This is a genomic window from Candidatus Poriferisodalis sp., from assembly GCF_965215815.1.
Lineage (GTDB): Bacteria > Actinomycetota > Acidimicrobiia > Acidimicrobiales > Poriferisodalaceae > Poriferisodalis.
Genome location: NZ_CBDCEO010000013.1, coordinates 2,071,150 through 2,084,482 on the forward strand (window position 1 = coordinate 2,071,150; position 13,333 = coordinate 2,084,482).

The following is a 13,333-nucleotide window of genomic DNA, read 5'->3' on the forward strand; positions in this document are numbered from 1 at the left end:
CGTCGTTGGCAAACTCGACCGGCACATAGCCCATGGCGACCGATGCATCGATGTAGTGGGCATAGCCACCGGAAGTAACCCAGCCGACCGGGTCGCCATTGCAGAAGATGGGTTCATCGGCCACGGCATCGAAGCCGGAGCGATCCCTCACGCCCGGGATGGTCCACGTGCGCAGCGCCATCGAACCCTGCGGCGCTGGGTTGACACCAGCCCCAGGTCCCTGAGGTCCGTACTTGGCGATGAGTGCAGACCGGCCGACGAAGTCTGTGCCGTCGTCGTTGGATCTCGTGAACCGTATGAAGCGGCCCAGACCAGCCTTCACCGCGCAAGCCGACCAAAAGCCCGGCAGACCCTTGATTGGACCGACGAGGGGATTCCCGTCAGGCGCAAAGGTGAACGGCCCGTTGACGACCCGTGCGATGCCGGCATCGGCAAGCACCGGTAAATGCTTGAAGGCGGTCTCCAGCGACGGGGCGATGCGATCAAGGTCGGGCGTCAGCAGGCGTTTGTCGAAGTCCCACGGCGTCTGCTGGCGCTGCCAAGCCACAGCCGCCTGCTCATAAGTTCCGACCAGCAGGCCCTGGCCCTCTTGGCGCGTGTAGATCTCACCGCCAAAATCTATCGCGCTCATGAGTTCTTCGCCGGTGCGCTCGTTGTGGGCGACGATCTCGGAGACAGGCTCGGTGATCACGTAGGTGTGCTCCATGGCAAGCACGGGCAGTTCGAGTCTCACCATGCGCCCGACCTCGCGAGCCCACAGACCACCCGCGTTTACGACATGCAACGCTTCGATCCAATCGTCGCAGTCGGCTGCCGGCTGTGTTCGACGTGCCGGCGAGATCGCCTCGGGCTGTGTCCTAGAGCCCGATCCGCCAAGCCCCGTCGGGTGTGCGTTCGATGCGGCGAGCCCATGTATGGCGGCGGACCTGTGCCCCGGCCGCCATCGCCGCCCTGGCATAGGCATAGGTCACGCCCGTCGGATCCGAGTTGATCGGATGCATGCCGCCCGCCGCATGCCATGTCGAGCCTGCAGTCAGCTCGGAGCGTTCCAGCAGCACCACATCGGTCCAGCCGGCCCGTGTCAGGTGAAACAGCACGCTTGTGCCCACGCCGCCGCCGCCGATGACGACCGCCTGCACCCGGTCGGTCATGACGTCGCCGTCGCCGGGGCCTCCGGTGCGCTCGAGGCTGCTGCGACTTCGGCGGCCGGCGGCATGGGATTCGGTTCGTTTCCGTACAGGTCGATGCCTCCGGGGCGGTCGCCTGCTGGCACCGCCAGGTCAGCGACGGTCTCCAGCGTCATGAGGTCGGCTGTCATCTTGTGGAAGCGATTCAGCGGCTCTTCGAAGCGCGGCGCCAATGGACCCGGCGGCGCACCCCCGCGGGCAATGCCGCGCTGGGCGCGCTCGCAGATATCTATGTCCTCGTCGTTCACGTCGAGCCAAAAGCGACGAGTGGTCTCGAATGCCTCCGCGAACTGCTGCGCGCCCTCCTCGTCGGATGCAGGACGCGTGCCCGGCGGGAACACGAATGAGCAGTGCTCGATGGTGCGCCCTGCCGACACCGGTTCAAGTCGCATCAAGAATGCGTGGTTCGGCAGCAGGGCAATCAGCGCGTTCGGGAACAATGCGATGAACCTGCCGCTCACGGCATCGGACGCATCGAGGCCGTCTGCGGCCCGCAGCGTCAGCCAGTCGTCGCGCTCGTCGCCGGAAATGGGCGTGGTCGTCTGCCCGCAGTACATGCCCGGCCCCTGATAGCGATAGTGGTTCTCCACCCGGGACACCTTCGCCAACTCGGGGTGCACCCAGGCCAGGTGGTAGTACTCCGCAAAGTTCTCGACGATCAGCTTCCAGTTGGCGGCCGGCCCGAACGTGCAGTCAGCCGGCGAGCGTGTTGTTGGCTCCCACTCGTCGAATCGGTAGCCGGTCATGCGCTCGTCGAGGTCGCCCAGCCATTGTGCGAGAGGCGGCGTGTCGGCGTCGAGGCACGCGAACACGAGCGGTCCCCACGAATCCACCCGCACTGGCACCAGGCCGAAATCCGCTGGGTCGAAATCGTCTCGTGGCACCGAATCGAACAACGGCGTGGCCACGAGCCGGCCGTCCACGCTGTAGTGCCAGCGGTGATAGGGGCAGCGAATGGTCTGTGTGACGTCGCAGTCGGCCTCGGCAAGCTCGGTGCCGCGGTGGCGGCACGAGTTCAGGAAGCCGACCAGGCCGTCGTCGGTTCTGGTCAGCAGCACCGATCGCCCGCCGATCGACCGCACCAGCAGCCTGCCCGGTCGCGCCAGTTCTGCCGCCAGAGCCACGCAGACCCATGCACGGCCGAACAGTCGCTCCTGCTCGGCGGCGAAGAAGCTCTCGTCGGCGTAGACCACGGGCGACATGGCGAACGACGCATCGACAGTGTTGCGATTGGGCGCCCAGAATCCAGCCTCCGGCTGCGTCCAACCAGGCTCCGGCTGGGTCCAATGAGTCGCCATCTCTTAGTTCTATCCCGTTCTCGCAGACGCTCCGAACACTGGTGCGCGGATGTCAGCCGAACTGCTGGGCGAGCAACGGTTTGAGCACCTTTCCCATGGCATTTCGGGGCAGCTCGGCTACGGCTATCAGCTCTCGCGGGCACTTGTAGTGGGCCAGCCGGTCTCGCACGAATGCGATGACGGCGGCGAGGTCGGGTTCTTCGCCCGCGTGCGGCACGACGGCTGCTGCGACTCGCTCGCCCCAGCGCTCATCGGGCAGTCCGACCACGGCTGCCTCGGCGACCTGCGGATGCTCGACGAGAACCCGCTCGACCTCGGCGCAGTACACGTTCTCTCCGCCGCTGATGATCATGTCCTTGACGCGGTCCACGATCGCCAGCCGGCCGTCGTCCGCCATGATGCCCATGTCGCCCGAGCGGGCGAATCCGTCAGGCGTGTGGGCCGCCTCGGTGGCCTCGGGCTGACCCAGATAGCCCTCGAATGGCACCACCGACATAGCGACCACTTCACCGGCGACGCCGACGGGAACCTCGTCGCAGGTGTCAGGGTCGACGACCTTGACGGCCGCGCCCGGCGTGGGGACGCCAACGCAATGGGGCACTAGAGCGGCACGATCCTTGATGTCGTAGGTCACCCAGCCGGCTTCGGTCCAGCCATAGCCGTCGGTGATCTCGGCGTTCGGGAAGATGTCGAACGCCTCGTCGAGCAGGGACATCGGTCCTGGCGCCCCTGCGGAGAGCAGGTACCGCAGTGCGCCGAGCGGTGGCCGGCCGGCCCCCCGCCACGCCTCGGCGATCGCAGCGGTCATGGAGGGCACCAGGAACGCCCAGGTGCTGTGCCCGGCGTACTCGTCGAGGGCGGCTTGCGGCTCGAACGCGGTCATCACCCGGACCCGACCGCCAGCCACCCGTTGCGCCAACGTCAGGCCACCATAGGAGAGGTGGAACATCGGACCCGGCGTGGAGACGACCTCGCGGCGCGACAGCCCGAATGTCCAGCTCCAGTGCAACAGTCGAGACAGGAATCCAGCGTTGGTGTTGATGCTCCCCTTCGGGAAACCGGTCGTCCCTGAGGTGTACGCGATCACGGCGACGCGCTCATCGGTGGTGATGTCGCTCGGCGCGACGCTCGGCACCAGCCGACCCGTGCTGGGATCGCTGTTGGCATACGGCCCGATGGGTCGTGACCACCTCGATGGCGCCGAGGGGGGAATCGCGGCGGCGTCGATCAGCCTGATTCCGAGATCGGCCGTCACCCGGCGGGCGATGTCGATGAACGGCTCGTCGGCAATCAGTACCGAGGCGCCCGAGTCCTCCAGCACGTAGTGGATCTCGGGTTCGGCCAGTCGGCTGTTGACCGGGACTGCAGCTGCGCCGACGAGCTGGCATGCCAGATACGCAGCGGCGTGGTCGGCACCGTTGGGCAGCAGGAGCCCGGCCATCTGCCCATGAGGCCCCGGTTCGACTGGCCCCAGCGCATCGGTGATGGCCTCGGTTCGGGCCCAGAGCTGGCCGTACGTCCACGTCTCGACGGGCTCGACGCCTCCGGTTGCGCGCGGGTCCAGCACTTCGATCGCGCACCGGTCCGGAAAGGACCGGGCGTTCGTTGCCACGCAATCGGCAACGGTGAATGGCTGCAGCATGGTGCTGTCGAAATTAGCGGCGATGCCAGCTATCCGTCGTGTTCGCTCTCGGGGCTGCCCGAGCGCCCTGCCGGACGTATCTCGGCGATGAGATCGCCGGGCTCGAGCAGGGCACCCGGCGCTGCTGCGATCGATACGACAGTTCCAGCAACCGGCGCCGAGATCGACGACTCCATCTTCATGGCCTCGATCACCGCAATCGTGTCGCCAACGGCAACCTGATCGCCCTTGGTCACCGCGACGTTGACCGAGCCCCGGAAGGGTGCTGCAACGTGCCCGGGCACGCTCGGGTCGGCGCGGGCATGGGTGGGACGGTCCGCTGCAACCGTGCGATCCAGCGTGTCGATGTCGCGGGGCTGACCGTTGACCCGGAAGCTGACCATGCGGATGCCCTCGTCGTTGGGCTCGCTGATCGATCGCAGGCCAAGCAGCAGACGCACGCCGGGGCCCAGCACCACCGCAGTGTCCCAAGCGTGAGGATCCAGCCCGTACCAGAACAGCAGTGATGGCAGCACCGACAGGTCGCCATAGCGCTCGGTGTTCTCCCCTTGTGCGGACGATGGTGTGGGGAAGAGCAGCCGGTTGAGCGTGGCACGCCGATCTGTGGCCAAACCCGCTTTGTCGTCGTCGGTGAGGTCTTTGGTCTTGGGTGCCCAATCGCGGCCCTCGGTCGCCCGAGAGCGGAAGGGCTCAGCGAACCCTCCGGGCGGGGTTCCGAGTTCGCCGTGCAGGAATCCGATGACGCTGTCGGGCAAGTCGGCGCCAGCGGGATCAGACGCCAGCTCGTCGGGAGTGACGCCCGAGGCCACGAGGTGCAGAGCGAGGTCGCCCACGACCTTGGACGACGGTGTGACCTTGATCGGCCGACCCAGCAGTTCATTGCACGCCGCGTAGAGCCGCTCCACCTCTTCGAACCGGTGCCCGATGCCGAGTGCCCGAGCCTGGGCTCGCAGGTTCGACAGCTGGCCTCCTGGAATCTCGTGGCGATAGACGGTTCCGGTGGGCGACGGCAGCCCGGCTTCGAAGGGCGCATACACGCGGCGCACTGCCTCCCAGTAGGGCTCCATGTCGCCGATCGCGTCAAGATCGAGGCCGGTCTCGGTGTCGGTGTCGTCGGTCATCGCCACCACGGAGGCGATCGACGGCTGCGAGGTCATGCCCGACAGTGGCGGCGCGGCGGCGTCAATGGCATCCACCCCTGCCTGTACCGCTGCCAGGTAGGTCGCGAGCTGCCCGCCGGCTGTGTCGTGGGTGTGCAGGTGGACGGGCTGGGCGAAGCGCTCACGCAGCGCGCTGACCAGCACCGCCGCAGCAGAAGGCCGCAGCAGCCCTGCCATGTCCTTGATGCACAAGATGTGCACCCCTGCGTCATCGAGCCCCGAGGCGACACCCAGGTAGTAGTCGAGCGTGTAGAGGTCCTCGTCGGGGCTGGAAAGGTTGCCGGAATAGCAGATCGTGCCCTCGGCCACAGCACCAGCAGCGATCACGGCTTCGATCGCCGGTCGCATCTGGTCGATGGAATTGAACGCGTCGAAGACGCGGAAGATGTCCATCCCGCACTCGGCAGCCTCAGCCACGAACTCGTGCGCAACCGTGTCGGGATAGGGCGAATAGCCCACCGTGTTGCGTCCCCGCAACAGCATCTGAGTGCAGATGTTGGGGACTGCCGCCCGGATGCGTCGCAGGCGCTCCCAGGGATCCTCGTGCAAGAACCGCAGTGCCACGTCGAAGGTGGCACCGCCCCAGCACTCCATGCTGAACAGCTCCGGCATGAAGTGAGCCATCTGGCGTGCCCCGGCCACGAGGTCGATGGTGCGCAGTCGCGTGGCAAGGATCGACTGGTGGGCATCGCGCAGCGTGGTGTCGGTGACGGCAACCGCAGTCGCAGCACGCAGCTCGGCGGCAAAGCCAGCCGGTCCAAGCTCGGCGAGACGCTGCCGCGATCCAGCCGGCGGCGCGCCCTGCACCGGCCGCAGCTTGGAAGCCGGGTCGACGTCGGTCGGCGCAGGGCCGTTCGGCTGGTGGACGGTCACATCGGCCAGGTAACGCAGCAAGCGGGTGGCCCGGTCGGCCCCGACAGATGCCGCGGTCAGCTCGGGCCGATCGTCGATGAATGTCGTCGAGACTGGCCCGGCGCGGAACTGGGGATCGGCAAGGATCGCCTGCAGGTATGGCTGATTGGTCGACACGCCACGGACCCGGTACTCAGCCAGGGTGCGCTGCATCCGGCGGACCACGGTGTCGAAGTCGGGACCCCGGCAGGTGATCTTCTCGATCATCGAGTCGAAGTGCGGTGTGATCTCCACGCCTTGATAGACGCAGCCGTCGAGACGCACCCCGGCGCCGCTGGCGGGCCGGTACGCGACGATCCGGCCGGTGTCGGGCCGGAAGTCATGCGCCGGATCTTCGGCGGTGACCCGGCATTGCATCGCGAAGCCGCGCAGGCTGATGCGTTCCTGGGCGAGCCCAAGATCCGCCAGCGTGGCGCCCGAAGCAATGCGCAGCTGCGATTCCACCAGATCGACGTCGGTAATTTCCTCAGTCACGGTGTGCTCGACCTGGATGCGGGGATTCATCTCGATGAAGACGTAACGGCCCTCGGCATCGACGAGGAACTCCACGGTGCCGGCGTTGGCGTAGCCGATGGCCTCGGCGAAATGCACCGCATCGGCGAGCAGCTGCTGCCGAACGGCTTCGTCGAGATCCCGGGCGGGAGCCATCTCGACGACCTTCTGGAAGCGTCGTTGCACCGAGCAGTCCCGCTCGAAAAGGTGTACGACATTTCCGCTGGCGTCAGCCAGGACCTGTGCCTCGATATGGCGCACATCGGTCATGGCCTCCTCGTAGAACACGGTGCTGTCACCGAAGGCGCTGTGCGCCTCGCGCCGGGCGGCGTCCACCGCTTCGGCCAGATCGCCGGGGCGCTCCACGCGCCGCATGCCACGACCGCCGCCGCCAGAGGCCGCCTTTACGAACAGCGGAAAGCCGATCTCGTGTGCAGTGGCGATGATGTCGGCATCGGCGTCGGCGTCGTCGATGGGTTCCGACTGGCGCAGCACCGGCAAGCCGGCTTCGTCGGCGGCTTGGCGCGCTCGCATCTTGTTGCCGGTCAGGCGCAGCACCTCTGCATTCGGCCCGACGAACGTGACGCCTGCCGCTGCGCACGCGTCTGCCAGATCTGGGCTCTCGGAGAGGAATCCATAACCGGGATAGATCGCGTCGGCGCCGACTTCGACGGCCTTGTCCACGATGGCGGCGTGGTCGAGATACGCCCGAACTGGCCGACCCTCTTCGCCGATGACGTACGCCTCGTCTGCCTTGATGCGGTGCAACGCGCCGCTGCGTTCTTCCTCGACGGGGAGAATCGCCACCGTACGAATGCCGAGCTGGGTCGCCGCACGAAAGGCGCGGATGGCGATCTCGCCTCGGTTGGCCACCAGGAGCTTTTTCATGACGACCTCCGGTGCTCAGAGATTATGAGCGTCGACGGAGAGGTGGCGGTGCCCGTTAGCCCCGTTTGCCTCGACTCTGCGCAGAAATGCCGCCTCAGGCGGCAAATTTGCACACAGAAGGCGTGGCAGCAGTTCTCCGCGCCGCCTCTGTTTTCGCTGACCTAGCGTGCGCTGCGTGACTGCGTGGCTATTGGACCCGGAAGTACTGCACCTCAATCACGGTTCGTTCGGCGCGACACCTGCGGCGGTGCTCGAGGCACAGCAACGGATCCAAGAGCGCATCGAGCTGAATCCCACACGGTTCTTCCTGGAAGGGGAGTACCAGGAACGGCTGGACCAGGCACGGCGAGCTGTGGCCCACTTCGTCGGTGCCGACGAAGCAGGCCTGGTGTTCGTCACGAATGCGACAGCGGGCGTGAACGGCGTGCTGCGCTCCTTGGAGCCGGCCTTGTTGCCCGGCGACGAGATCTTGGTGACCGATCACGAGTACAACGCGTGCACCAACGCCGCAATCGTGTCCGCGTCGCGGGCTGGGGCGGTGGTCACCACCGCGGCAGTGCCGTTCCCGCTTGAGCACGAGCGCGAAGTGGTCGATGCCGTGCTCGCCGCCGTGACCGAACGCACCCGCATCTTGCTGATCGACGCAGTGACTTCCGCAACAGGCCTCGTGCTGCCGGTGGCCGAGCTCGTGGCCAAGCTGGAGCCCGACGTGCGGGTTCTGGTCGACGCTGCGCACGCCCCCGGCATGATCGACTTCGACGTGGCCCAACTGGGCGCGTCCTACGTCACGGCGAACTGCCACAAGTGGATGTGCTCGGCCAAGGGTGCTGCGTTCTTGTGGGTGCGGCCCGACCGGCGAGACGGCGTGTACCCGGCGGTCATCAGCCATGGGTACAACGGCGGCTGGCCGACTGAAGGAGGCCACCTCCACGCCCAGTTCGACTGGACGGGAACCCACGACCCGAGCGCGTGGCTGACGGTCCCCGATGCGCTGACCGCTGTGGAGGCGATGCACGCCGACGGCTGGCCGGGTGTGCAAAACGTCATCCGTCAACGGTGCTTACAGGGACGGGAGCGGCTGGTCGAAGCCCTCGGCATCGAGCCGCCAGCACCTGGCGACATGATCGGCGCGATCGCGAGCGTGCCGTTGCCGGCCGCTCAAAACTCGGGTTCTGCGATCTTCGACCCGCTGATGGGGGCGCTGCGGGACCGGCACGGCATCGAGGTGCCGGTGTTCACGTGGCCGGCCCCGCCGGATCGCGTGCTGCGAATCTCCGCCCACCTCTACAACGACTCCAGCGACTACAACAGGCTCGCCGAGGCGCTCGCTGCCGAACTCCGTTGACAGCCTTTGCGGTCTCCCGATAAGTTGCTGATGAGCGCTCATGAGTGCGACGGCCCGCACGCCGAGTCTGAAGTGTTGAAGGATGCGGACCGTCGCACCGAGCGCCAACCTAGATTTTGGCAGCGTTCCCGCCAAGCGGGTTTTGAGCGGCAACAGGTCGCCCAGGCAGGCACGTCTTGGTCGCCAAGGAGGCATCCATGTCACCCAACATCGCAGCAACATCCGGCGCCAAGATGATCTTCCTCATCAAGCGCCGGCCGGAAGCGACCCGCGACGAGCTGGTCGCGAACTGGTTCAAGAACCACATGCCCGCAGTCATCGCCGGGCAAGCGCGTCAGGCCGCCGAGGGCAAAATCCACGCCACGAAGTACATCGCGACCCTGTTCGATCAGCGGCCCGGCCGAGACGTGCCGTGGGATGGCATGGCGCAGCTGTGGTTCGATCGCACGATCCCGAACCCGCCCGAGCCGCACGGCACTGTGCCCGCCGACACGTTCCAGCAGAAGGCCGAGCCGTACGTGGGGTGGGCGACCACTGAGTACGTAGTGATGGATGGAGAGCTGCCCGTTGTGCCGAACACGCTGAACGAGCCGTTTCCGGCGACTCGGTCAGGCTTTTTCAAGGTGACGTTCCTGGTTCCGGGCAGGGAAGGGGTGGACTACGACGCAGCGTTCCGGCACTGGCTTGAAGCGCATGCGCCCAACGTGCGGGGCGTCATGGAAGAGATCGGCGGGTTGCGCTATGTGGTGAACCACAGCCAAAACCCTGCCGACGAGGCCTACATCGGCATGGCGGAGCTGTACTTCGCCGACCCGGGTGGCTGGGAGGCCTACAAGTCGACGATCACCGAAGACGGCTTCAGCGAATTCGTCGACTTGGGTCGTCTCATCAACATGCACGCAACCGCACAGATGATCGGCATTCCCGGCTAGGCCTCTGCGGCTGCCTTCATCGCTTCGAGCGTCGCCCGGATGCTGGTGCGCGCATTGTGGGATCGCTGATCGACCTCGCCTTGACCGTGCTCGACCATGCGAGGTGAGAGCTTGCGGAGCGTCCAGGTCTCGGTCAGCGTGGTGCCGTCGCCTTTGGGTGCCAGCTGGTAGCGCCACAGGACGATGTTGTATTCGAGGCCGCCCGTGACGAACGCGAAGTCTTCGTTGTCGACCCGGCGAATGATCTCGACGGGCGCCTTCCATTCCTCGCCGTCACGCCGGTTGACGCCCACGAACATGTCGCCGACCTCGCCGGTGCCGGGCTCGCCGTCGGGGCCCTTGCGCCAGTAGCCGCCGGTGTTCTCGCTGCTCCACTCGCCGTAGCGATCCAGCGCCGTCACCATGTCCCACACCACCGACGGCGGAGCATCAATGTCGATGGAATCGGTGTGCTCCATGACCGGGTTGTCGACGTGTCCTAGCAGTTGTTCGCCCATGAGCCGCAGCCTTGCAGATGTCGCCGCGCCGCGGGCATGGTGCCCGGCCAGCGGATGGGCGGCGTCGCGGGGCCGCCGACTGCTAGCTGGTGGCGGTTTCGTTGGCGGGGTAAAGCTCGCGCCAGTCGATCTGATCGTCCTTGGGCAGCAACGCATTGATGAGCGCCATGTCTGCGAGCAAGGCGTCGGCCGCCCCGTCTCCCATAGCGGCCCAGTGGGCGCCGTCAAGTCGATCGGTCATTGCTTCGATCTCGGCGCGGCCTTCGCGTCCGGCTTGTGTGGCCCAGCCGTCCGCGTCCACCCAGCCGCGTGCTCGGAGGCTCGCGCACGCCTCTGCAGCCTCTTCGGGTGTCCAGCCGGCTTCCTGGCCGATCCACTCGTGCGGCGCCTCGTCGACCGCGACCTGGGAAACCACCGACTCGCAGCCGCCCAGACCAGCTGCCGCGAGCGCCACCAAGTGGCACCCGCTGCGGTACTCGCGCAGCAGCGTGCAGCCGTGCCACAGCGCCAGGTGGGGCTCATCTGGCCAGTCCAGCGACGCCCAACCCGCAAAGAGCGTCCGCCCGACCGGGTCGGCCGCCTCGGCAGCCGCTCGCACGATGTCGACGCAGCGTCGCACCTCGTCGCTCCCAACCAGCTCGCCCAGCTCACGTCTGAGTGCAGCGTCCATGCCCTCGTAGCGCGCCGCCAGCGCTGCCGGCGGTGACGAGTACGTCCAGGCATCAGGGATTGCGCGCCGAACTCGCGCCGGCGCGTAGTAGAAGAACAGCGACTCCACGACGATCGCGGGCACCGGCCCCAGCGGCGCGGCCCGCGTAGCGAAGTAGTTCATCCAGAATCCCCGCAACCCGGCCGCAGAGCCCGTCTGACGTACTTCGGGAGCCCAGTAGCAGAGCTGATGAAAGCGCTCCACGCACTCCCACATCTGCCGTGCTCGCATTCTGGTCGTCTCAGCCATCGTCCGATGTTCTATCCCGCCCGTTCCTGCGGCGTAGCGCTCTGTCGATCGGAGAGCAAGAGCGTGCACATCGTCGACGGTCCGCATGAACGGCGTACGCCATCGAGATTGCATGCAAAAATGCATACATGCCTTGCTTCGGAGCTATGCTCCCGACATGCAGAGCACGAGTGTGCGTATCGACGTTGCGACGCATCGCGAACTCAAACATCTCGCCGCAGTGATGGCAATGACCGTGGGCGAAACCGTGTCGTTGGCGGTGCGTCGCCTTCGACAAGATCAGATCGGCGCAGAACTTCGTGCGGATCTCGACGAAGTCGAGTCCGCGTGGCTCGAAGCCGACTTGGGATGACGTTCAGCGCAGGCGACGTTGTCAACGTTGACCTCGGTACGCCGATTGGGCACGAAGCTGGCTTCCGGCACCCAGCGATCGTCGTCACTGCGCAGCGCGTCCTCGATGCCAACCCGGCAATAGTCCATGTTGTGCCCCTGACATCGCGGCTTCGCAGGTTCGCTTCAGAGATTGAGATTGCAGCTGATCCGAGCAATGGTCTCGACGAACGCTCAGCCGCTCAGTGTCAGCACGTCCGCGCGGTGGCTACGGCACGGGTGCAGGAACCACGTGGGAACGTCGGCGGTGTCGCGCTGGCCCAGATCCGCGAGGTCATCGCCCTCTTGCTCGACGTCCCCTGACGTGTGCTGCACGCCCGACGCGTAGCCGTTCAGTCGGGTTGGTTGATGAGGTGGGTGGCAGCGTTGTCGAAGTGGGCGAACATGGCGTTCGCGATCTCGGGGTCCAGCGGTGAGCCGTCGGGCAGCGCAGCGACTTCGAGCGACGCCAGCATGTGGGCCATCCAGGCATCCCGTTCGGCTTGACCGATAGCGAACGGCATGTGTCGCATTCGCAGCCGCGGGTGGCCGCGTTCGGCGCTGTAGTCGGCGGGGCCGCCCCAGTACTGGGCCAGGAATCCCGCCAGTCGGTGCCGGGAAGGCGCGAGGTCCCTGGGGTACAGCGGCCGCAGCAGCGGGTCCGACTCGACGGCGTCGTAGAACCGGTCAACCAATTCGTCAAAGAACCGTTGCCCACCGACCGCGGCGTAGACGGTCGGCGGCTGTTCGACCGCATCAGCCAGCTTGCCGCCCAGCGTCAGCCCGCCCGCTCCCCATGTGGACCCTTCGGACTCGCTCGGCGGGATGGCGTCAGCTTCGGTCACGTCAATCAGGCTAAGAGCGCCATCGGGTTAGCTTGCGCGGCTGACTACGACACAACACCCCCACGCCGATGGGCCGATGCAGCTTGGCGCGCACATCGGGCAACAGAACATGACGGCCGCCCAGATGCGTGACCTGTGGAAGCGACTCGATGCCGGAGGGGCCGACTGGATCTCCATCTGGGACCACCTGTATGAGGCGCCGCCCCAGGGCGGAACGGTGCCTCACTTTGAGGCGCTTTCCACCTTGGGAACGCTTGTGGCCGACACTCGCAACGCCCGCATCGGCTGTCTTGTCTTCTACGTCGGATATCGCAACGCGGGTTTGCTGGCCAAGGCCGCCACCACGCTGGATCACATCAGCGGAGGACGCTTCACGCTGGGTCTGGGTTCCGGGGGGCACGAAACCGAAGCCGCCGCGTTCGGCTACGACTTCCCGTCGCTGGGTGAGCGCTTCGACATGCTCGAGGAGTCGTTCGAGCTCATCCGTTCGCTGCTCACTCAGGAGCGCACGACGTACGACGGCCGCTGGGTTCGTGCTGAAGATGCTTCGTGCCTGCCTGCTCCCGTGCAGGAGCGGCTTCCGATCTGGCTCGGCGGGATCGGCGAGCGGCGCACGATCCCGATGGCCGCACGGCTTGCTGATGGCTGGAATGCGGCCTACATCACGCCGGAGCGGTTCGCCCATCTCTCGGCGCTCCTGGACTCTCATGCCGCCGCCGCCGGGCATCCCGCAGGGCGAGGCGCGTACAGTCTTGGTGCGCCGGCTCGCAGCGTCGGCGCACAGCGGTGAGGCTGGGAAGAACCCAGC

The 13,333-nt window shown here is 66.5% G+C and carries 11 protein-coding genes and 2 pseudogenes; 5 read left to right on the top strand and 8 right to left on the bottom strand.

Going from position 1 to position 13,333, the window contains the following annotated elements:
* Positions 1–10: 10 nt before the first annotated feature.
* The 5 genes and pseudogenes from ACOOHB_RS19320 to ACOOHB_RS19340 all read right to left on the bottom strand — a co-directional run.
* Positions 11–181 (bottom strand): annotated as a pseudogene (locus ACOOHB_RS19320) (glycine cleavage T C-terminal barrel domain-containing protein); the annotation flags it as partial.
* Between the two features lie 45 nt (positions 182–226).
* Positions 227–1,151 (bottom strand): annotated as a pseudogene (locus ACOOHB_RS19325) (NAD(P)/FAD-dependent oxidoreductase); the annotation flags it as partial.
* Complete coding sequence (locus tag ACOOHB_RS19330) at positions 1,148–2,485, bottom strand: aromatic ring-hydroxylating oxygenase subunit alpha (protein WP_420446415.1); 1,338 nt, start codon at positions 2,483–2,485, stop codon at positions 1,148–1,150. The gene ACOOHB_RS19330 and the pseudogene ACOOHB_RS19325, both read right to left, overlap by 4 nt.
* Positions 2,486–2,537: 52 nt before the next feature.
* A complete protein-coding gene (locus ACOOHB_RS19335) occupies positions 2,538–4,127 on the bottom strand; it encodes a class I adenylate-forming enzyme family protein (RefSeq protein WP_420446416.1) in 1,590 nt (529 codons plus the stop codon).
* A gap of 29 nt (positions 4,128–4,156) precedes the next feature.
* Positions 4,157–7,579 carry a pyruvate carboxylase gene (locus ACOOHB_RS19340; RefSeq protein WP_420446417.1) on the bottom strand — a complete coding sequence of 1,141 codons (3,423 nt, stop codon included), beginning with the start codon at positions 7,577–7,579 and terminating at the stop codon, positions 4,157–4,159.
* Between the two features lie 175 nt (positions 7,580–7,754).
* Here ACOOHB_RS19340 and ACOOHB_RS19345 point away from each other — a divergent pair, with 175 nt between their 5' ends.
* Entirely contained in the window at positions 7,755–8,924 is a 1,170-nt protein-coding gene (locus ACOOHB_RS19345; RefSeq protein ID WP_420446418.1) for an aminotransferase class V-fold PLP-dependent enzyme, read from the top strand.
* Between the two features lie 197 nt (positions 8,925–9,121).
* A complete protein-coding gene (locus tag ACOOHB_RS19350; RefSeq protein WP_420446419.1) occupies positions 9,122–9,856 on the top strand; it encodes an EthD domain-containing protein in 735 nt (244 codons plus the stop codon).
* Here ACOOHB_RS19350 and ACOOHB_RS19355 read toward each other — a convergent pair.
* Both ACOOHB_RS19355 and ACOOHB_RS19360 read right to left on the bottom strand, forming a co-directional pair.
* Complete coding sequence (locus tag ACOOHB_RS19355; RefSeq protein WP_420446420.1) at positions 9,853–10,353, bottom strand: SRPBCC family protein; 501 nt, start codon at positions 10,351–10,353, stop codon at positions 9,853–9,855. The two genes, ACOOHB_RS19350 and ACOOHB_RS19355, sit on opposite strands and share 4 nt — an antisense overlap.
* Before the next feature lie 82 nt (positions 10,354–10,435).
* Entirely contained in the window at positions 10,436–11,311 is an 876-nt protein-coding gene (locus tag ACOOHB_RS19360; protein WP_420446421.1) for an SCO6745 family protein, read from the bottom strand.
* Between the two features lie 157 nt (positions 11,312–11,468).
* Between ACOOHB_RS19360 and ACOOHB_RS19365 the strand changes: the two genes are divergently transcribed.
* Positions 11,469–11,663 (top strand): hypothetical protein, encoded by a 195-nt coding sequence (locus tag ACOOHB_RS19365; protein WP_420446422.1) that lies wholly within the window; start codon positions 11,469–11,471, stop codon positions 11,661–11,663.
* Positions 11,660–12,004 (top strand): type II toxin-antitoxin system PemK/MazF family toxin, encoded by a 345-nt coding sequence (locus tag ACOOHB_RS19370; protein WP_420446423.1) that lies wholly within the window; start codon positions 11,660–11,662, stop codon positions 12,002–12,004. The genes ACOOHB_RS19365 and ACOOHB_RS19370 overlap by 4 nt, the downstream gene beginning before the upstream one ends.
* Positions 12,005–12,033: 29 nt before the next feature.
* Here ACOOHB_RS19370 and ACOOHB_RS19375 read toward each other — a convergent pair whose 3' ends face one another.
* Entirely contained in the window at positions 12,034–12,456 is a 423-nt protein-coding gene (locus ACOOHB_RS19375; protein WP_420446943.1) for a globin, read from the bottom strand.
* 145 nt (positions 12,457–12,601) lie between these two features.
* Here ACOOHB_RS19375 and ACOOHB_RS19380 point away from each other — a divergent pair, with 145 nt between their 5' ends.
* Complete coding sequence (locus tag ACOOHB_RS19380; protein WP_420446424.1) at positions 12,602–13,315, top strand: LLM class flavin-dependent oxidoreductase; 714 nt, start codon at positions 12,602–12,604, stop codon at positions 13,313–13,315.
* Positions 13,316–13,333 lie beyond the last annotated feature (18 nt).

Bases quoted from the DNA above. Each gene is read 5' to 3' on its own strand.
- ACOOHB_RS19330 (WP_420446415.1), bottom strand. From the start codon at position 2,485: ATGGCGACTCATTGGACCCAGCCGGAGCCTGGTTGGACGCAGCCGGAG.
- ACOOHB_RS19335 (WP_420446416.1), bottom strand. From the start codon at position 4,127: ATGCTGCAGCCATTCACCGTTGCCGATTGCGTGGCAACGAACGCCCGG.
- ACOOHB_RS19340 (WP_420446417.1), bottom strand. From the start codon at position 7,579: ATGAAAAAGCTCCTGGTGGCCAACCGAGGCGAGATCGCCATCCGCGCC.
- ACOOHB_RS19350 (WP_420446419.1), top strand. From the start codon at position 9,122: ATGTCACCCAACATCGCAGCAACATCCGGCGCCAAGATGATCTTCCTC.
- ACOOHB_RS19355 (WP_420446420.1), bottom strand. From the start codon at position 10,353: ATGGGCGAACAACTGCTAGGACACGTCGACAACCCGGTCATGGAGCAC.
- ACOOHB_RS19360 (WP_420446421.1), bottom strand. From the start codon at position 11,311: ATGGCTGAGACGACCAGAATGCGAGCACGGCAGATGTGGGAGTGCGTG.
- ACOOHB_RS19365 (WP_420446422.1), top strand. From the start codon at position 11,469: ATGCAGAGCACGAGTGTGCGTATCGACGTTGCGACGCATCGCGAACTC.
- ACOOHB_RS19370 (WP_420446423.1), top strand. From the start codon at position 11,660: ATGACGTTCAGCGCAGGCGACGTTGTCAACGTTGACCTCGGTACGCCG.
- ACOOHB_RS19380 (WP_420446424.1), top strand. From the start codon at position 12,602: ATGCAGCTTGGCGCGCACATCGGGCAACAGAACATGACGGCCGCCCAG.